At 66.6% G+C, this 18,437-nt stretch carries 17 protein-coding genes; 12 read left to right on the forward strand and 5 right to left on the reverse strand.

Annotated elements, in window-relative coordinates; all coding sequences use genetic code 11:
• Positions 1 to 17: 17 nt before the first annotated feature.
• The 4 genes from V5F68_RS22695 to V5F68_RS22710 all read left to right on the forward strand — a co-directional run bounded on the left by V5F68_RS22695 (position 18) and on the right by V5F68_RS22710 (position 4,919).
• The gene (locus V5F68_RS22695; RefSeq protein ID WP_394013010.1) at positions 18 to 764 is read left to right on the forward strand and encodes a hypothetical protein; all 747 of its coding nucleotides are present in this window, start codon (positions 18 to 20) and stop codon (positions 762 to 764) included.
• Positions 754 to 1,584 carry a hypothetical protein gene (locus V5F68_RS22700; RefSeq protein WP_394013009.1) on the forward strand — a complete coding sequence of 277 codons (831 nt, stop codon included), beginning with the start codon at positions 754 to 756 and terminating at the stop codon, positions 1,582 to 1,584. Before V5F68_RS22695 ends, V5F68_RS22700 begins: the two co-directional genes overlap by 11 nt.
• A complete protein-coding gene (locus tag V5F68_RS22705; RefSeq protein ID WP_394013008.1) occupies positions 1,584 to 3,632 on the forward strand; it encodes a SpoIIE family protein phosphatase in 2,049 nt (682 codons plus the stop codon). Before V5F68_RS22700 ends, V5F68_RS22705 begins: the two co-directional genes overlap by 1 nt.
• Positions 3,633 to 3,695: 63 nt before the next feature.
• On the forward strand, positions 3,696 to 4,919 hold the full coding sequence (locus V5F68_RS22710; RefSeq protein WP_394013007.1) for an MFS transporter: 1,224 nt from the start codon (positions 3,696 to 3,698) through the stop codon (positions 4,917 to 4,919).
• 33 nt (positions 4,920 to 4,952) lie between these two features.
• On the opposite strand, the gene V5F68_RS22715 is transcribed toward V5F68_RS22710, so the two are convergent.
• The 3 genes from V5F68_RS22715 to V5F68_RS22725 all read right to left on the reverse strand — a co-directional run bounded on the left by V5F68_RS22715 (position 4,953) and on the right by V5F68_RS22725 (position 7,513).
• Positions 4,953 to 6,410, reverse strand: coding sequence for an FAD-binding oxidoreductase (locus V5F68_RS22715; RefSeq protein ID WP_394013006.1), 1,458 nt, complete (start codon positions 6,408 to 6,410; stop codon positions 4,953 to 4,955).
• A 66-nt stretch (positions 6,411 to 6,476) separates the two neighbouring features.
• Positions 6,477 to 7,034, reverse strand: a complete 558-nt coding sequence (locus V5F68_RS22720; protein ID WP_394013005.1) for a TetR/AcrR family transcriptional regulator — start codon at positions 7,032 to 7,034, stop codon at positions 6,477 to 6,479.
• The gene (locus V5F68_RS22725) at positions 7,034 to 7,513 is read right to left on the reverse strand and encodes a nuclear transport factor 2 family protein (protein WP_394013004.1); all 480 of its coding nucleotides are present in this window, start codon (positions 7,511 to 7,513) and stop codon (positions 7,034 to 7,036) included. The genes V5F68_RS22720 and V5F68_RS22725 overlap by 1 nt, the downstream gene beginning before the upstream one ends.
• Before the next feature lie 172 nt (positions 7,514 to 7,685).
• On the opposite strand from V5F68_RS22725, the gene V5F68_RS22730 reads away from it, so the two are divergent.
• Complete coding sequence (locus V5F68_RS22730; protein WP_394013003.1) at positions 7,686 to 8,144, forward strand: MarR family winged helix-turn-helix transcriptional regulator; 459 nt, start codon at positions 7,686 to 7,688, stop codon at positions 8,142 to 8,144.
• A gap of 84 nt (positions 8,145 to 8,228) precedes the next feature.
• On the opposite strand, the gene V5F68_RS22735 is transcribed toward V5F68_RS22730, so the two are convergent.
• Positions 8,229 to 10,631 carry a thiamine pyrophosphate-binding protein gene (locus V5F68_RS22735; protein ID WP_394013002.1) on the reverse strand — a complete coding sequence of 801 codons (2,403 nt, stop codon included), beginning with the start codon at positions 10,629 to 10,631 and terminating at the stop codon, positions 8,229 to 8,231.
• A 152-nt stretch (positions 10,632 to 10,783) separates the two neighbouring features.
• Between V5F68_RS22735 and V5F68_RS22740 the strand changes: the two genes are divergently transcribed.
• Both V5F68_RS22740 and V5F68_RS22745 read left to right on the forward strand, forming a co-directional pair.
• On the forward strand, positions 10,784 to 11,239 hold the full coding sequence (locus tag V5F68_RS22740) for an Lrp/AsnC family transcriptional regulator (RefSeq protein WP_348845457.1): 456 nt from the start codon (positions 10,784 to 10,786) through the stop codon (positions 11,237 to 11,239).
• Positions 11,240 to 11,255: 16 nt separating this feature from the next.
• Positions 11,256 to 12,044, forward strand: coding sequence for a DUF72 domain-containing protein (locus V5F68_RS22745; protein WP_394013001.1), 789 nt, complete (start codon positions 11,256 to 11,258; stop codon positions 12,042 to 12,044).
• On the opposite strand, the gene V5F68_RS22750 is transcribed toward V5F68_RS22745, so the two are convergent.
• Positions 11,983 to 12,480 (reverse strand): potassium channel family protein, encoded by a 498-nt coding sequence (locus tag V5F68_RS22750; RefSeq protein ID WP_394013000.1) that lies wholly within the window; start codon positions 12,478 to 12,480, stop codon positions 11,983 to 11,985. The genes V5F68_RS22745 and V5F68_RS22750 overlap by 62 nt on opposite strands.
• Before the next feature lie 200 nt (positions 12,481 to 12,680).
• Here V5F68_RS22750 and V5F68_RS22755 point away from each other — a divergent pair, with 200 nt between their 5' ends.
• From V5F68_RS22755 to V5F68_RS22775, 5 genes are all read left to right on the forward strand, one after another.
• Complete coding sequence (locus tag V5F68_RS22755) at positions 12,681 to 12,923, forward strand: hypothetical protein (protein WP_348845454.1); 243 nt, start codon at positions 12,681 to 12,683, stop codon at positions 12,921 to 12,923.
• 126 nt (positions 12,924 to 13,049) lie between these two features.
• On the forward strand, positions 13,050 to 14,876 hold the full coding sequence (gene typA, locus V5F68_RS22760; RefSeq protein ID WP_394012999.1) for a translational GTPase TypA: 1,827 nt from the start codon (positions 13,050 to 13,052) through the stop codon (positions 14,874 to 14,876).
• Positions 14,877 to 15,230: 354 nt separating this feature from the next.
• On the forward strand, positions 15,231 to 15,827 hold the full coding sequence (gene hpf, locus V5F68_RS22765) for a ribosome hibernation-promoting factor, HPF/YfiA family (RefSeq protein ID WP_394012998.1): 597 nt from the start codon (positions 15,231 to 15,233) through the stop codon (positions 15,825 to 15,827).
• A gap of 80 nt (positions 15,828 to 15,907) precedes the next feature.
• Positions 15,908 to 16,372 (forward strand): PTS IIA-like nitrogen regulatory protein PtsN, encoded by a 465-nt coding sequence (ptsN, locus tag V5F68_RS22770; RefSeq protein ID WP_394012997.1) that lies wholly within the window; start codon positions 15,908 to 15,910, stop codon positions 16,370 to 16,372.
• 278 nt (positions 16,373 to 16,650) lie between these two features.
• Positions 16,651 to 18,303 (forward strand): methyl-accepting chemotaxis protein, encoded by a 1,653-nt coding sequence (locus tag V5F68_RS22775; protein WP_394012996.1) that lies wholly within the window; start codon positions 16,651 to 16,653, stop codon positions 18,301 to 18,303.
• Positions 18,304 to 18,437 lie beyond the last annotated feature (134 nt).

The following is an 18,437-nucleotide window of genomic DNA, read 5'->3' on the forward strand; positions in this document are numbered from 1 at the left end:
CGCATAAGCATTTTTTCATGCCATTCGTCAGCCGCCTTGTATTGGTTGTGGTTTTCTCGGTGCTGCTGACCATCGCGGCGGTGGCCGCAGGAGCTTTCCTTGCCGGCGAACGGGTGAATGCGGAAATCGAGGAGGCCCGCGTTTCACGGCTCCTCGGCGCTTTGCGCAGCACGACCGAGGCAAATCTTTCCATTGGTCTCGCACTGGACCAGATTTCGCCGCTTCAGTCTCGGATCGAGCGCGAGAAGGCCAGTGATTCGTCCGTGCTCGCGATCGACATCTTCAATGCAGCCGGCAAATCGGTTTACAGCACCGACCGTGGCTCCGTGGGCGAGAGCGTCACCGAGATCTGGACGGACAAGCTGCAGGGCGACGGCATCTGGCACACGGTGACGCGGGGCGAAACGGTGTTCGGAACCCGCTTCGAGAACGACCTCGGCCTCGCCGGTGGCATCGCCATCATCGTATCGGACAGGTCGCGGCAGGCCCGTGGCGATGCACTGCATTTCGATCTGCTGACGCGCACCGCCAGCCTGGCCTCGGGCGCGGTGGCCCTGTCGATCCTCTCCGCGCTCGCCTTCGTCTATGCGGTCACCCGCGGCTTCGACCGTGCCGCGCGGGTGCTGCGCGGCGAGGCGGGTGGGGGTGCGCCGAGCCAGGGGCTGGAGCTGCTGGCGTTCGAGGCGAAGGAGACCTGGACCAAGAGCGAGCAGAGAATCGAGCGGGGACTGGCGCAACTGGGGGCGCTCGACGATGCCCATTGAATCGCAACGCATGGGCAAGGTGCGTGATCGCCTCCTGGTGGGCGTGTTCGTGTTTCTGCTCACCTTGGTCCTCGGCGGTGGGGCCGGGGTGCTGATGTTCAACGGCTTCAAGCAGAAGGTCGAGGAGACGGCGCGGCGCGACGCCAACGTGATCGGCACCTCGGTTGCCCGCGCCCTCGCGCTGCAGTTCGAAAAGGCGGCCCGCTTCGGCATTCCGCTCAAGTTGCTTCCCGGCGTCGAGGCTTATCTTTCCGATACTATGGCGCAGACCCCGGGAATCACCCGCATCGTGCTGCGCGGGCCGGACGGGCGCGAAGCGCGCTTCGCCATCGGCCCCAGCCCCGGCGGGGAGACCGTTTCGGTGCCGATCCAGGTGGATACGATCCAGGTCGGGCAGGTGGACGTGACCACGGCGCCCGCCACGCTCAGCACGGCCCTGGCCGCCTCCCACCTGCCGCTCGCGCTCGCCGTCCTCGCGTGCAGCGCCATCGCCGGCGTCGCCGGCGCTTTCTTCGCCGGCTCGTCGCTGGCCACAAGCCGCATCCGCCTCGCCACCGTGCTCGCCCGCAATGCCGATGGCGAACTCGACAGCGGGCCGGGTGGCGCGCGCCTGGGGCAGGGGGCGATCGCCCGCGCCTATCGGGCCACCAGCTCCGGGGTGCATCGGGTGGCGGACAAATGGCTGGCCTTGCAGGCCTATGCCGAGGAGTTGCTGGCAGTGGATTTCGAAGGCGCGCTGCGGGCCGATGTCGAGCGCATCCGCCGTGAGGCGATGCCGCGCAATCCGTCGTCGTCCGCCAAGGTGGGGCGCGGTTCCTGATGCTTCTGCGCACCCGCATCACGCTGATCGTCGCGCTGGGCTTCCTGGCGCTGATGGCCACCTTCTGGGGCGCCAGCCTGTTGCGCGACCGGCTGGAGGAGGCCCGCACCTCGGACATCGCCATTTCCGGCCAGTCCTCGCTCTGGCGGGAGATCGTCACCGTGCAGGTGGCCGAACTCGACCAGCGGCTCGGCCGCATCGTTGATTCGAGCCCGGTGCGGGTCGCGTTGGCGCTGAACGACCGGGCGGGCATCCTCGCCGCGCTGGCGGATCTCGGGATCGATGCGGATTCCGGCCTCGGCTTCGAAGTGGTGGCGGCGGATCGCGAAATCCTGTTCTCCGCCGGGCTCGCGGTCGGGCGCAGCATTCTTGACGCGGGTAGCCTGGATCGCGCGCAAGCCGGCGAGCGCATCGGCGGCCTGCGGTCGATCGCCGCCGATCAGATCATGGTCGTGGCGACGCGCATGATCACCCTGCAGGGCGCCGGCCGCGCGGTGGTCGTGCTCGGGCGCGACGTCTCTTCGGCCGTGCAGCGTTTCGCCACCAGCACCCAGTCGGCGGCGACCTTGCTGACATTGCGCGACCGCATCGCCGCGACCACCGATGCCGCGCTCTGGGAGCGGGCCGCGCCGGAGATCGCGCCGCGTCAGGCACTGTACGAGCGGATCGTTCTCGATCCGCTGACCTATTCCGTGGTCAACGTGCCGGTCGAAGACATCAATGGCGGCATCATCGGCGGTCTCGTCTCGCTGAAAGACACCACCGCCGTCTGGGCCGCCCAGAGCATGCTCCGCAGCTGGGCGATCGGCGCCGGCATCGTTCTGCTGGTCATCGGCGTGATCGGGGTGAACGGCTTCCTGTGGTACTCCTTCCGGCCGCTGGAGGACGCCATCGACGTGCTCCAGGCGCTGTCGCGCGGCGATACCTCGGTGACGCTGGAGCGCACCGGCAAGGACGAGATCGGCCGCATCGCGGAAGCGGTGGTCGGGCTGCGCGGAAACGTGCAGGCGCTCGCCGAAAGCCGGCGCCAGCGCGACCGCGTCCGCCGTCGCCAGGAAACGGTCATTTCGCGCGAGCTGAAAGCCCTCGCCGACGCGCTGGATGCCAGCGACCGCGAGGAGGTGCTGGCGCTGCTCCAGTCCGGCGAGCAGCAGGAGAATGACGACGAGCTGCGCCGCGTGGCGCGGGTGCTGCATGATCTCTCCCGCCGCATCGTGGAGCAATACACTCGCCTCTCCGCGATGGTGGTCGAACTGCGCGAAGCCCTCATCACCAAGACCAAGCTTGCCGGGCTCCAGCAGGAGCTGGAAATCGCCCGCCAGGTCCAGCTCGCCATCCTGCCGAAGGAATTCTCGCCCGATCCCCGCGTCACCGTGGACGGCAGCATGACCCCGGCGCGCGAGGTGGGCGGCGACTTCTACGATTATTTCCTGATCGACAAATCCACCCTCGGCTTCGTGGTCGCAGACGTTTCGGGCAAGGGCGTGCCGGCCGCCCTGTTCATGGCCATCTCGCGCACCCTGCTGCGCTCCACCGCGCTGTTCGAGCGCTCGCCAGCCGGCTGCGTGCGCCGCCTCAACGATCTGCTGGCGGTGGAAAACGAGCAGATGCTGTTCGTGACCCTGTTCTACGGGGTGCTGGACCTGGAGACCGGGCGGCTGAGCTTCGTCAACGCCGGCCACAATTTGCCCTATCGCATCACCCGCGACGGGGCGCTCTCCACCTTGCCGAGCACAGCGGGCATGGCGGTGGCGGTGCTGGAGGGCTTCGTCTATGTCGAGCACGAGATGCAGCTCGCGCCGGGCGACACCCTGTTCCTGTTCACCGACGGGGTGACGGAAGCGTTCGACATCGACGACGAGCCCTATGGCGAGGGCCGGCTGGAAAGCTTGCTCTCCCGTGGAGTAAATACCGGCCATGTGCCGGAACTGGCCGAGCGTGTGCTCGCTTCGATCCATGAGTTCGAGCGCGGCGCCCCGCAGGCCGACGACATCACCTGCCTGACGCTGCGCTATTTCGGCGGCAGCGGGTCACGCGCAGTGTACTGACCGGACGCACGCGCCCGGAAAAGAAGAGCCCGTCCCTTCAAGAGCGGGCCGAGGAGAGACGCCGTGCACACGACCATGGAACCCGGCCGCATCACCCGGAGCGAAGTTGCCACCATCAGCGCCGTGGGCGCCGCGCACTTCGTGAGCCACATCCTCCAACTCGCCCTTGCGCCGCTGTTTCTTGTGATGCGCGACGATCTCGGCGTGTCGTTCACCGAGCTCGGCCTCATCCTCTCGATCTTCTATCTGTTCTCGGGCGCGGGCCAGGTGCTCGCCGGGGTGCTGGTGGACCGCTTCGGCGCGGACCGGCTGCTGCTGTGCGGCATCGTGCTGCAATCGGCCTCCATCGCCGCGCTCGGTGCCGCGCCGAGCTATGTCGCCATGCTGCCGCTGGCCATGCTGGCCGGCCTCGGCAATAGCGTCTATCACCCGGCCGACCTGTCGATCCTCAGCCACCGGGTGGGCGGCAAGCGGCTCGGGCGCGCGTTCGCCGCCCATGTGATCTTCGGCAATATCGGCTTTGCCCTCTCGCCCATCGTCTCGGGCGGGCTGGCGCTGCTCTATGGATGGCGGGCGGCGCTGATCATCCTCGGCGTCGCGTGCCTGTGCGTCGCCGTCGGCCTCATGTGCAGCCGCGCCGTGCTGCGTACCCCCTCCCATGCGGAGCGTCGGGCGGAGCATCCCGGCGGACCGGCGCCGAGCTTCATGCACATCTTGATGACGCCGGTGGTGCTGCTCGCCTTCCTCTATTTCCTCCTGTCCGCCATGTCGCTGGTGGGCGTGCAGAATTTCTCGATCACCGCCTTTCAGGAAGGGTTCGGCGTCTCCGCCGGCATCGCCGCCTTCGCGGTCACCGCCTATCAGATCGGCCAGGCGGCGGGCGTCGCGGCCGGCGGATGGCTGGCCGACCGCATCACGCGCCATCATGTGGTGGCGATGGTCGGCCTTTCGGTGGCGGCGCTGATGTGCCTGCTGCTCGGCTTCGTGGCCTACGGACCGGCCGCCGCCGTCGGCTTGCTGACGCTGATCGGAGCGTCGGTGGGCGTCACCATGCCCTCGCGCGACGTGCTGGTGCGCCGCGCCGCCGCCGCAGGCTCGACTGGCAAGGTGTTCGGCGTGGTCTATTCCGGCTACGACATCGGCTCGCTGATCGGGCCCGTGGTCTATGGCATGCTGCTGGATCACCACTTGAACCATGTGGTGTTCATGGCCGCCGCAATCCCGCTGGCGCTCGCCGTGGTCACCGTGGTCGGGGTGAAGCGCAAGGGCGCGCCGCGCGCCGCGTGAACGCTACCGCGCGGCGGGGGTCGAAGGTCGGCTTCAGTTCGCGCCGGGCATCAGCACCTTGCCGGGGTTCAGCAGGCCGGCGGGGTCGATGGCGCGCTTCACCGCAGCCATCATCTCCAGCGCAATCGGGTCCTTATAGAGGCGCAGTTCCTCGCGCTTGAGCAGGCCGATGCCGTGTTCGGCCGAGATCGAGCCGCCGAGCGCGGCGACGAGATCGTGGACGAGGCGGTTGAATGCCTCCCATTCGGCGATGAAGTCCGCCTTGTCCATGCCCACCGGCTGGCTCAGGTTGAAATGGATGTTGCCGTCGCCCATGTGGCCGAAGCCGCACACCCGCACCCCCGGCATATGGGCTTCGCACAGCCGGCTTGCCTCGATGTAGAATTCGGGCACGCGCGACACCGGCACCGAGACATCGTGCTTGATGGAGCCGCCCTCGAACTTCTGGGCCTCGGGGAGGGTTTCGCGCAGCTTCCAGAGCGCCGTCGCCTGCGTCTCGCTCGCGGCGATCACCGCGTCCGCGATCTCGCCGACCTCCATTGCCTGTTCGAGGATCCCCTCGGCGAGGGCGGCGAGATCGTCCACCAGACGCGTGGAGGTCAGTTCCGCCAGCACGTAATAGGCGTGGCGCTCGCCGAGTGGGCGCACCGTGCCGGGAATGTGTTTCAGCACGGTCTCGATGCAATAATCGGACAGAAGCTCGAACCCCGTGAGGCTGTCGCCCGCCACCGCGCGCATGCGGCGGAACAGGGCGAGCGCGGCTTCCACGCTCGGCAGGCCGATGAAGGCGGTGGAGCGCTGGCGCGCGGGCGGGAACAGGCGCAAGGTCGCGGCGGTGATAATGCCGAGCGTGCCTTCCGAGCCGATGAACAGGTCGCGCAGGTCGTAGCCGGTGTTGTCCTTGCGCAGGCGGGACAGCCCGTTCCACAGGCGCCCGTCCGGCAGCACCACTTCCAGGCCCAGCGTCAGCTCCCGCATGTTGCCATAGCGCAGAACCGCGACGCCGCCGGCATTGGTGGCGAGATTCCCGCCGATGCGGCAGGTGCCTTCCGACGCGATGGAGAGAGGAAACAGGCAGTCCGCCGCCCGCGCCGCCTCCTGTACCGCGTGGAGCGTGCAGCCGGCTTCCACCGTGGCGGTCAGATCGGTCGGATCGATGTCGCGGATGCGGTCGAGCCGGGTGAGGGAGATGAGCATTTCGCCGAACGGCGTCTGCCCGCCCACGACCCCGGTATTGCCGCCCTGCGCCACCAGCGGCAGGCCGGCCTCGGCGCATTGGGCGACGCAGAAGGCGACTTCCTCCGCCGTTCCCGGCCGCAGCACGGCGGGCGCCTCGCCCTGGAACAGGCCGCGCGTCTCCACCAGATAGGGCGCCGCCTCGGCGCCCGGCGGCACCACATAGCGCGCGCCGATGCGAGCGGCGATCCGCTCCAGAACGTCGGCGACGGCGGTGGCGGGGAGGTGGCGGAGGGGGGGCGCGATGCTCGACATGGCGGCACACTGGAACAGGCGCGCGATCCGGGCAAGAGCATTGCGGCTGCTTGCGCTGGGGCAGATCTACACCCCGAGGCGGGTCTTCAGCCGGGCGAGGGCGCGGGTGAAAACGGCGGTATCCTTCACCGCGCGGGAAAGCACCAGGGCGCCCTGGATGGAGAGCACCGCGTCTTCCGAAAGATCCGCCGCCTCGACCGGCTCCCGGCCGGCGCGCACCAGCGCGTCGCGCAGGGCCTCGCGCCAGCGAGCGAAATAATCCTGAACCGCGAAGGCGAAGCGCTCGCGGGTCTCGCCGAGGGCGAACACGCCGACCACGCACACCCTGTTGCCGGAGCGAAAATAGGCATCGGTGGAGGAGATCATCCGCGCGATGGCGGCGCGGGCGTCCTCATCCTCGCGCAGGGGGCGATAGATTTCGTCCTCGAACCAGCGGTCGATATGGGCCAGGACGGCCTTCGCCATCTCCTCCTTCCCGCCGGGGAAGAAGTGATAGAGGCTGCCTTTGCCGAGCCCGGTGCGAGCCTGGATGATGGCCAGGCTCGCGCCCTCGAAGCCGTGTTCGCGGAACACTTCTCCGAGGGCGGGCACCACATCTTCACGCTCGTGGACGATCTTCGCCATTACAATCCAAGTTCGGTAAGGCCGGGATAATCCGCCGGGCGGGGCCCCTGCGGCCACAGGAATTTGCGCTCGGAGGCGGCGATCTTCACATCATTGATGCTGGCCTGTCGCCAGCGCATGAGGCCGTTCTCGTCGAACTCCCAATTCTCATTGCCATAGGCGCGATACCATTGGTCCGACGCGTCGCGCCACTCGTACTGGAAGCGCACGGCGATGCGGTTCTCGTGGAACGCCCACAATTCCTTGATGAGCCGGTAGTCCTGCTCCTTCTGCCACTTGCGGGTGAGGAACGCGACGATCGCGGGGCGGCCGGTGAAGAATTCGGAGCGGTTCCGCCACACGCTGTCGGGCGTATAGGCGAGCGAGACGCGCACCGGATCCTGGGAATTCCAGGCATCCTCGGCGCCGCGCGCCTTCTTGGCGGCGGTCTCGAAGGTGAAGGGGGGAAACGGCGGGCGGGGCTCGGGCGCGTCGGACATGAATAGCTCCTGTACCGAATGGTCTTGAATGTACCGATTGGTACAGGCGGAACGCAAAGCTGTCAAGCGGGCAAACCCCAGCCGGCTCAGCATCGCTTGCCAATATATCGCGTGCGATTTAATATGCGCTCGGGCGGCGCCTTAAGGGCGCAGGTGCCTGCGAGGACCGGTCATGGACCAAGAACAATTGAAGCTCGGCGACTTCCTGTGCTTCGCCGTCTATTCCACGGGGCATGCGTTCAACCGCGTCTACAAGCCGATCCTGGACCGGCTGGGAATCACCTATCCGCAATATCTGGTCATGGTCGCGCTCTGGGAGCGGGACGGGCAGACCGTGGGCCAGATCGGCGAGAGCCTGTTCCTGGAATCCAGCACGCTGACGCCGCTGCTGAAGCGCCTGGAAGCCGCCGGCCATGTGCGGCGCGAACGCGACAGTCGCGACGAGCGGCAGGTGCGCATCCATCTCACCGAGCAGGGCCGCGCGCTCCAGGCGCAGGCCAAGGATGTGCCCAGCTGCATTTTCGAGGCGACCGGCAAGAGCATCGAGGACTTGATCCGCCTCCAGGCCGAGATCGTCTCCCTGCGTGCCGCTTTGGACCGCTACGAAGGCCCGGACGCCAAGAAGGCGTGAGCCGGCGTATGCCCGCCGGCGTCTTTTTCACGCCGGCCGCGTGCCGGCGGCCGGGCATCCCGTTGCGTGCCGAAGCGCTGGAAGTCAGCCGAGCGCCTTGAGGTGGCGCAGCGGCCGCCCCGGCGCGACTCCCTGCGCCGCGGCCGCGATCGCCCCGCTGTCGATGCCGTGGGCGCGGTAGAGATCGGCGATGGTGCCGGTCTGGCCGAAATGCTCCACGCCCAGCGCCCTCACCCGGTGGCCGTGCACCGAGCCGAGCCAGCCCAGCGTGGCGGGATGGCCGTCGATCACCGTCACCAGCCCGCAATGGCGCGGCAGCGGGGCGAGCAGGCGTTCCACATGGCTGGTGGCGTGCATCAGGCCGCGTTCGCGCGCCCGCGCCGCCGCCGTCCAGCCCGCATTCAGGCGGTCGGCGGAGGTGACGGCGAGCAGGCCCACGTCGCGCCGGTCCTCGGCGATCAGGCCCACGGCCTCGATGGCTTCCGGCGTCACGGCGCCCTGCACGGCAATCACCACGTCGCAATTGGGGCCGGGCTCGCGCAGCCAATAGGCTCCGTCCACCATGTGGCGCTTCTGGGTTTCGGTGAGGGTGCGCTTGGGCTGCTCCAGCGGGCGGGTGGAAAGGCGGAAATAGACCGAGCCGCCGGTCTCGTCGCGCAGCCAGTTGCGCTCGTCGTCCGCGCCCGTGCCGTCGCGCTGCACATAGTCGAAGGCAAAGCCCATCAGCACCGCGAGCTCGTCCACGAAGCAGGGCTCGAACGCCGCGAGGCCGTCCTGCGCCATGCCGATCAGCGGCGTGGAGATGGACTGGTGCGCGCCGCCCTCGGGCGCCAGCGTCACACCCGAGGGGGTGGCGACCAGGATGAAGCGGGCGTCCTGGTAGCAGGCATAGTTCAGCGCATCGAGCCCACGGCAGATGAAAGGATCGTACAGCGTGCCGACCGGGATCAGCCGCGCGCCGAACAGCGAATGGGAGAGCCCGAGCGCGGAGAGCGCCAGGAACAGGTTCATCTCGGCGATGCCCAGCTCCAGATGCTGGCCCTTGGGCGAGAACTCCCAATTGAAGGTGGAGGGGATGCGCTCGCGCTTGAACACGTCGGAGAGTTCGCGCTCGGCGAACAGGCCGCGCCGGTTCACCCACGGGCCGAGATTGGTGGAGACCGTGACATCGGGCGAGGTGGTGACGATGCGCGCCGCCAGATCGCTGTCGCCGCGCGCCAGTTCCTGCAGGATCAGCCCGAAGCCCGCCTGGGTGGAGAGGGTGGGATTGGGCGGCGTCGCCAGCGCCGGCACCGGCAGGGCAGGCGCGGAGAAGCGGCGCGTGCCCTCCTGCGCGAACGGGACCTTCTTCAGGAAGGCGTCGAGCGCCGCCGGCGGCGTCGCCAGCCCCTCGAACAGGTCCCATTCGTGCCCGGCGCGGATCTTCATGGCGCCGCGCAGCACGTCCATCTGGGCGGTGGTCATGAGGCCGGCGTGATTGTCCTTGTGGCCCGCGAGCGGCAGGCCGAAGCCCTTCACCGTGTAGCAGAGGAAGCAGACCGGCTTGTCGTGGTCGATGCTCTCGAACGCGGAGATGATGCTCGGCAGATCGTGGCCGCCGAGATTGGTCATCAGGGCGGAAAGCTCGGCGTCCGAGCGGCGGGCGATGAGGGCGGAGACCTCGCCCTGGTCGCCGAGATCGTCCATCAGCCGCTTGCGCCAGGAGGCGCCGCCCTGGAAGGTGAGGGCGGAATATTCCGAGTTCGGGCAGGTGTCGATCCAGGCCTTCAGCGCCGCGCCGCCGGGCTCGGCGAAGGCGGCCTGCTGCAGCGAGCCGTACTTCAGGATCACCACCTGCCAGCCCATGGCCTCGAAGATGCCGACGAAGCGCTCGTACAGCCCTTCGCGCACCACGGCATCCAGGCTCTGGCGGTTATAGTCCACCACCCACCAGGTGTTGCGCACATCGTGCTTCCAGCCCTCGAGCAGGGCTTCGAAGACATTGCCTTCGTCCAGCTCGGCATCGCCCACAAGCGCGATCATGCGGCCTTCGGGGCGCTCCGGCGCAAAGCCGTGGGCGCGCACGTAATCCTGGGCGATGGAGGCGAACAGGGTCTGCGCCACGCCGAGGCCGACGGAGCCGGTGGAGAAATCCACGTCGTCCGTGTCCTTGGTGCGGGAAGGGTAGGATTGCGCGCCCTTGAAGGCGCGAAAGGCTTCCAGCTTTTCGCGGGTCTGGTTGCCCAGCAGATATTGGATGGCGTGGAAGACCGGGCTCGCGTGCGGCTTCACCGCGACGCGGTCCTGCGGCCGCAGCACATGGAAATAGAGCGCCGTGAGGATGGTGGCGAGCGAGGCGGACGAGGCCTGGTGGCCGCCCACCTTCAGCCCGTCTTCGCTGGGCCGCAGGTGGTTGGCGTTGTGGATGGTCCAGCTGGCGAGCCAGAGCACCTTGCGCTCCAGCTCGGCCAGGATGGCGAGGTCTGTCGCGTCGCGGGCCTGGGTCATGGCATCATCTCCTCGGGCCGCCGCACCGGCGGAGCCAGGACTTAAGAGTATCCCGCGATCAGCGGTGAAAATCGCCTATTTGAGGCTCGCGCAGGTCCCTCTTTAGCGTATTCTGCCGTCTCAATGCCCTCGCACGCACGAAACATGCGCCCATGGACCTGCTCGATCGCAAGATCCTTTCCGCCCTCCAGGAAGACGGGCGCATCACCATCGCCGAACTTGCGGCGCGGGTGGGGCTGTCGCCCTCGCCGTGCCTGCGGCGCGTGCGGCATCTGGAGGAAGAGGGGCTGATCACGCGCTATGTGGCGGTGCTGGACCAGCGCGCGGTCGGGCTTCCGGTGAGCGTGTTCGTCTCGGTGAAGCTGGAGCGCCAGCGGGAAGACGCGCTGGATGCCTTCGCCGCCGCCATCCGCCATTGGCCGGAGGTGCTGGAATGCTATCTCATGACCGGCCAGCGCGATTACCTTTTACGGGTGGTGGTGGCCGATCTGGAATCCTATGAACGCTTTCTGAAGCAGAAGCTCACCCGGGTCGAGGGCATCGCCTCCATCGAATCGTCCTTCGCCCTGGAACAGGTGAAGTATTCCAACGTCCTGCCATTGGTGTGAAGAGAAGGAACGCGTCATGGCCATTCGCGTCGGCATCGGGGGATGGACGTTCGAACCCTGGCGGGGCACGTTTTTCCCCGAGGGGCTCAAGCAGGCCAAGGAGCTGGAGTTCGCCAGCCGGGCCGTCACCTCGATCGAGATCAACGGCACCTTTTATCGCGGGCAGACGCCCAAGACCTATAAGAGCTGGGCGGACCAGGTGCCGGAGGGCTTCGTCTTCGCGCTGAAGGCGACGCGTTTCTGCACCCATCGGCGGATCCTGGCGGAGGCAGGCGAGAGCGTCGCGCGCTTCGTCGACGGCGGCATCGCCGAGATGGGCGAGAAGCTCGGCCCCATCAATTGGCAATTCCCGCCCACAAAGGCGTTCGACCCCGATGATTTCGGTGCGTTCCTCGCCCTGCTTCCGGAAAGCGTGGGCGGGGTGAAGCTGCGCCATGCGGTGGAAGTGCGTCACGAAAGCTTCTGCACGGCGGATTTCATCGCGCTTGCCACTAAGCACAAGGTGGCGATCATCTATGCCGACAAGCCGGGCTATCCCGCGATTCCCGACATCACCGCCGATTTCGTCTATGCGCGCCTGCAGGACGCGAAGGAAGAGGTCGAGACCGGCTATGAGCCGAAGGCCCTCGACCATTGGGCGGCCCGCGCCAAGAGCTGGGCGGAGGGCAAGGTGCCGAAGGATATGAAGCCCATCAGCGGCAAGGCACCCGCGAAGGGTGCGCGCGATGTCTTCGTCTACATGATCAATGGGGCGAAGGTTCGTGCGCCGGCGGCGGCTCAGGCCTTGCTGGAGCGTGTTTGCTGACCGGGTCCTTCAGGAAACCCAGCATGTCGGTAATGCGTGTGAGCACGGCGAACAGGATCGCCGTGGACCAGCCGAACATCAGCATGCCGTTGGCCGCCGTCACCGGGCCGAGCAGACGCCATTCCTGGGTCGGCAGGATGTCGCCGTAGCCGAGCGTGGTGAAGTTCACGAACGCCAGGTAATAGGCGTCGCGGCCGTCCTTGACCGCGCCCAGAAGGTCATAGGCGATCGCCCACACGCCGACCTGGACGAGATGGGTGGCGGTGAGCATGGTGCCGGTGAACACCATGCCCACCTGCAGGATCACATAGCGGCGCTTGAGGCTGCGCCCGTGCGCCAGCCGCCGCATGGCGGTGATCAGCGCCACGCTCGCGAGCGCCTGAAGCGCGACATTCACGAGGCTGATGAACACGCCGATCAAAAGTTCGCCTGGCATTGCCGCGCCCGTTGCCCCGGGCCGCGCCGGCCCATTTCGCGTTTCTCATTGGCCGCAACCGCAAGCGGGCGCAAGGGGGCGCAAAGGGAGGCGGAACCCGCGTGCCGGCGCAGCGTTTCTCCCCTAGGGGAGAACAGGCCGGCAGGGCGAAGGATGGCCGCAAGCGCGCCGCGCTGACCGGCAAGCTTTGGAGGCAGACAATGAGCGCATCGACGCACGCCACGGAAAAGCCCGTGAAACTCCAATACTGGTCCAGCTCCCACTCAGTGAACGCACCGGACCATTGGCCTGAGCCCTATGCCTTCGATACCGTGGAGGATGCGGTGGCGTTCGCGGCCACCCAAGCGCCTGCGAACCGGGAATTGGCGTGGTTGCGCAAGCCCGACGGCACGGTGATGACGCCGGAGCAGATCCTGCGGGCCTTCCAGATGCGGCGCGGCTGACGTAGCGCATCCGGCCGTTCGCGGCGCTGCGGATTGCTTTAGCCGGGCGCATGTGTATTTTGCACCGCGAAATTCGCGGGAGCGGGTCCGATTTCTCGGGCCCGCGTTTTGGTGTTTGAGAATCTTATGAAGCTGCGCAACATCGCCATCATCGCCCACGTCGACCACGGCAAGACGACGCTGGTGGACAAGCTGCTCCAGCAATCCGGTTCGTTCCGCGACAATCAGCGCGTCGCCGAACGGGTGATGGATTCCAACGATCTGGAAAAAGAGCGTGGCATCACCATCCTGGCCAAGGCCACTTCGGTGGTCTGGAAGGATATCCGCATCAATATCGTCGACACCCCGGGCCACGCCGACTTCGGCGGCGAGGTGGAGCGCATCCTCTCCATGGTGGATGGCGCCATCGTGCTGGTGGACGCCGCCGAAGGCCCCATGCCGCAGACCAAGTTCGTGGTCGGCAAGGCGCTGAAGATCGGCCTTCGCCCGATCGTCGCCATCAACAAGGTAGACCGGCCGGACGGTCGGCCGCAGGAAGTCATCAACGAGGTGTTCGACCTGTTCGCGGCGCTCGACGCCAATGACGACCAGCTCGACTTCCCGATTCTCTACGGTTCCGGCCGCGACGGCTGGATGGCCCATTCCCCGGAAGGCCCCAAGGACCAGGGCCTTGCCCCGCTGTTCGACCTCGTCGTGAAGCATGTGCCGGCCGCCCATGTGGACGACGCGCCGTTCCGCATGCTGGGCACGCTGCTGGAAGCCAACCCCTTCCTCGGCCGCATCATCACCGGGCGCATTTCCTCCGGCACCGTGAAGCCGAACCAGTCCATCAAGGTCATCGACCGCGAAGGCAATCTGGTGGAAACCGGCCGCGTCTCCAAGATTCTCGCGTTCCGCGGCATCGAGCGCCAGCCCATCGATCAGGGCGAGGCGGGCGACATCGTCTCCATCGCCGGCCTGGTGAAGGGTTCGGTGGCCGACACCTTCTGCGATCCCTCGGTGGAAACGCCGATCCAGGCGCAGCCGATCGATCCGCCGACCGTCACCATGTCCTTTATCGTCAACGATTCGCCGCTGGCGGGCACCGAAGGCGACAAGGTGACGAGCCGCATGATCCGCGACCGCCTGTTCAAGGAGGCCGAGGGCAACGTCACGCTGAAGATCGAGGAATCGGCCGACAAGGATTCGTTCTTCGTCTCCGGCCGCGGCGAACTGCAGCTGGCCATCCTGATCGAGACCATGCGCCGCGAGGGCTTCGAGCTGGCCGTGTCGCGTCCGCGCGTCGTGTTCCACCAGGGACCGAACGGCGAGACGCTGGAGCCGGTGGAAGAAGTCGTCATCGACGTGGACGAGGAATATTCCGGCACCGTGGTGCAGAAGATGTCCGAGCGCCGCGCCGAGATGATCGAGATGCGGCCCTCCGGCGGCAATCGCCAGCGCCTGGTGTTCCATGCGCCCACGCGCGGCCTCATCGGCTATCAGTCGGAACTGCTCACCGACACGCGCGGCACCGCCATCATGAACCGCCTGTTCAAGGCTTATGAGCCGCACAAGGGCGAGATCCCGAGCCGTATCAACGGTGTGCTTATCTCGAACGAAGCGGGCGAGGCGGTGGCCTATGCGCTGTGGAACCTGGAAGACCGCGGCCCGATGATCATCGAGCCGGGCTGGAAGGTCTATCAGGGCATGCTGGTCGGCATCCACAACCGGGACAATGACCTGGAAGTGAACGTGCTGAAGGGCAAGAAGCTGACCAACATCCGCACCACGTCCAAGGACGAGGCGGTGCGCCTGACCCCGCCGATCCGCATGACGCTGGAGCGTTCGCTGGCCTGGATCCAGGACGACGAACTGGTGGAAGTCACCCCGAAGTCGATTCGCCTGCGCAAGCGCTGGCTGGATCCGAACGAGCGCAAGCGCAACGAGCGCAAGTCCGAGACCGCGATCGCCTGATCGCCGCTTCTTTCGCGTCGCATCCACACCCTCGGCAGCCTCTGCCGGGGGTGTTTTGCTTTCGCCATGTGAACTTGTCGCGGCTGCGCCGCCGCCGTCGGTGCCGGGCGGCAAATAGCTGTGGGTGCGGCGCGGGCGATGCAAGCGCCAAAACAGGCTGGCGCGCGAGGGTTTGCGCCGGCCGCTTCGCACGCGGGACCGAAACAGCCGTTTCTCTGGGGAACCCGCAAGGCAATGCGCAGCGTTGACAGTTGGCTAAAGCGCTCCTACCACTGTTAAGCCGGCCGGTTTGCAAGAACAGAGACAGGTGGTGGAGAAACGCTTCGCCTCTCGTCTCAAAGAGGATCAAATCGCATGGCTCTACGTGTCTCGGGTAAGAATATCGACATCGGAGAGGCCCTCCGGCACCGCTTGTCGGACCGGATTTCCGAGGTGATCGGGAAATATTTCGACGGAGGCTGGTCAGGCCATGTCACCGTTGCCCGCGATGGGTCCGGATATCGCTCCGAGTGCATGCTGCACCTCGATTCCGGCGTGAATCTCCAGGCCCACGGAAACGCGCATGACGCGAATTCCTGCGCCGATGCCGCCGTCGACAAGGTGGAGAAGCGGCTGCGCCGCTACAAGCAACGCCTCAAGGACAAGCACGGGCACGGCAATGGCGACGCCAAGGGCGAGGACCTGAGCGCCCAGAGCTATGTCCTGTCCGCTCCCGACATGGAGACCGACGAGGAGATCGAGGGCTGGAGCCCCACTGTGGTCGCCGAGCAGGTCACCAAGCTGCGCAGTCTCTCGGTGGCGGACGCCGTGGTTGAGCTTGAGATTACCGGCGCATCCGTGGTTGTCTTCCGCCATGCCAATCACGGACGAATGAGTGTGGTCTACCGCAGGCCGGATGGGCATGTGGGCTGGATCGATCCCTCGGCCTTCGCCCTTGAGGAAACCCATTGACCGGCACCTGGGCTTGGGAATAGCGTCCCCCGCGTTCTCGGAGCCCACCCCGGCCGCCAGTCGCCAGGGATTTTCAACCTATGCCTCTCGCCGATCTTCTCGCCCCCGATGCGGTTTTCCCGTCCTTGAGGGCGAGCAGCAAGAAGCAGGCTCTCCAGGAGCTTGCTCAGCATGCCGCGGTGCTCGTCAACCGCGATGCCAGGGAGATATTCGAGACGCTGCTTCAACGCGAGCGCCTCGGATCGACCGGCGTCGGCAGCGGCATCGCCATTCCGCATGGGAAGTTGCCGAAGCTCGACAAGCTGTTCGGCGCTTTCGCGCGCCTGGAAAAGCCGATCGACTTCGAGGCTCTGGACGGCGAGCCGGTGGACCTGGTCTTCCTGCTCCTTGCGCCTGAAGCTGCGGGCGCGGACCATCTCAAAGCCCTGGCCCGCGTCGCCCGCATGTTGCGGGACCCGGAGATCGCCGAAAAGCTGCGCGCCTCGCGCGATGCGAGATCGATCCACGCGCTGCTCACCGCCGCATCGGCGTCAGACGCGGCCTAAGTGCGGTTGGACCTTTAAGCGTCAGCTGTCCCTCTCGCTTGCGCATCTTTCACCAAAACCAGCGGTGCGGCTTAATTTCGCGGCGGCGCTTGGGGGCTGAACGAGGGGGCCTGCCGCGCAAGGCCCGCGCAAGCCCGACATCCCATTTTCCGGCTTCTTTCTGTCCGACCTCACCCAAGGGCATTCGCATGTGCGGACCTGGATGAGCTCGCCGAAGCTGGGATGGCGTGATGATCAAGTATTCAAACCTGCCAATGACGGCCAAGGTCTTAAGCTTGTTGGCGGCGCTCGGCCTCACCAGCCTCGCCGGTGGCTTGTATGCGGCCTCGGGCATGATCGACATCCAGGACGCCTACAGCCGGATCGTCGACGGCTACGATCAGGCAATGTTCAAGATGGCGCGCTCTGCCCGTCAGGCGATGACGGCGCGGGCGGAAATTTACCACATCATCGTAGCCATGACGGAGGAAGACGGCGCCAAGGCGGAAGCGGGCCTTAAGCAGGCGGTGTCTAATTATGAGGTGTTGCTGGGCGAAGCGGCTTCTATTTTGCCAGGCAAGAAAGCCGAGATCGGCGCCATGCAGAAAAATCTGGCCGCAACCGTCTCCGGTGCCTGCGCCGAGGCCATCAAGACCGGTTCCGGCATATCGACATATGAAGATATCAAGCTCGCGTCCAAGATGATGGCGGACACGTGCGGACCCGCGATCGAAGCGGTCATCGCGGCTACCGTTGGCTTCAACGACCGGCTCATCAAGGAATCCGCCGCCCTCGTAGCGGAGACGGCACGTCGCACGGAGCACACCATCTGGATCACGCTGGGCATCATCGTCGCCGCGACCCTGTTGATGGTGGGTGTGTCGGCCTTCGTCGTACGCACAGGCATCGTCGCTCCGCTGCGCCGCATTATGACCGTGATGATCGGGCTCGGCGAAGGCAAGCTCAGCCAGGAGGTCGCGGGCACCGAACGGCGCGACGAGATCGGCGCCATGTGCAATACGGTTGAATTGCTGCGTCAGCAGTTGAAGGAAGCCGAGGCGCTGCGCGAGGAGCAGCTGCAGCGCCGCGAGGCCGAGCGTCAGGCTCTGGAGCGGCGCGAGGTACTGGCGCAAAATTTCGTCAGCCGCATGAAGGGTCTTGCGGCAGGCTTCGCCCAATCCTCGCAAGAGGTCGCCGAATCCGCGCGCAACCTGTCGGCTTCCGCCGAGGAGACCTCGCGTCAGGCGCAGTCGGTGGCCGCAGCGGCTGAGGAAGCGGCGAGCAACGTGCAGACCGTCGCCGCGTCCTCCGAGGAACTCGCAGCCTCGGTCCGTGAGATCTCCGGACGCGTCAGCCATTCGGCGGATGTCGCCGACCGCGCGTTCCGGGAGGCCGAGTCCTCGAACGATCGCATCACCGGCCTCGCCAAGGCGGCGACCGATATTGGCGACGTCATCAACCTCATCAAGGGAATCGCCGATCAGACCAACCTGCTCGCGCTGAATGCCACCATCGAGGCGGCCCGCGCTGGAGAGGCCGGCAAGGGCTTCGCCGTGGTGGCCACCGAGGTGAAGGAACTCGCGTCGCAGACCGGGAAGGCGACCGCGGATATCTCCGCGAAAGTCATGGAAATCCAGGCGGCAACGGACGGTACGGTCTCTTCGATGGGCGAGATCATCCGCGTGATCACCGAGGTGAAGCAGATCTCCTCCTCCATCGCCGGCGCCGTCGAGGAACAGGGCAGCGCGACCAATGAGATCGCCATGAACTGTCAGCAGGCCGCGAGCGGCACGCAGGACGTCACGAGCAATATCGACGGAGTGGGTCGCGCAGCCCAGAGCACCGGCTCAGCCTCCACCCAGCTGTTGACCCTCTCGCAGGATCTCTCCTCCCAGGCGAATGATCTGCGTGGGGAGGTGGAGAGCTTCGTGCGCGACCTCGCGGCGGCTTAAGCAGAGATCAGAGCAGGACAAAGTGTTTTCCCTGCCTCACAAGCGGGGAAAACGAGGGGCTCATCGGCTCGCGTGTTCTGGGTTCGCAGACAACAACCGCCGCCTTCGGCACCCTGCGATGGGCAGGACCGCGG

Source organism: Roseixanthobacter pseudopolyaromaticivorans (assembly GCF_043195145.2).
Taxonomy (GTDB): domain Bacteria; phylum Pseudomonadota; class Alphaproteobacteria; order Rhizobiales; family Xanthobacteraceae; genus NCEH01.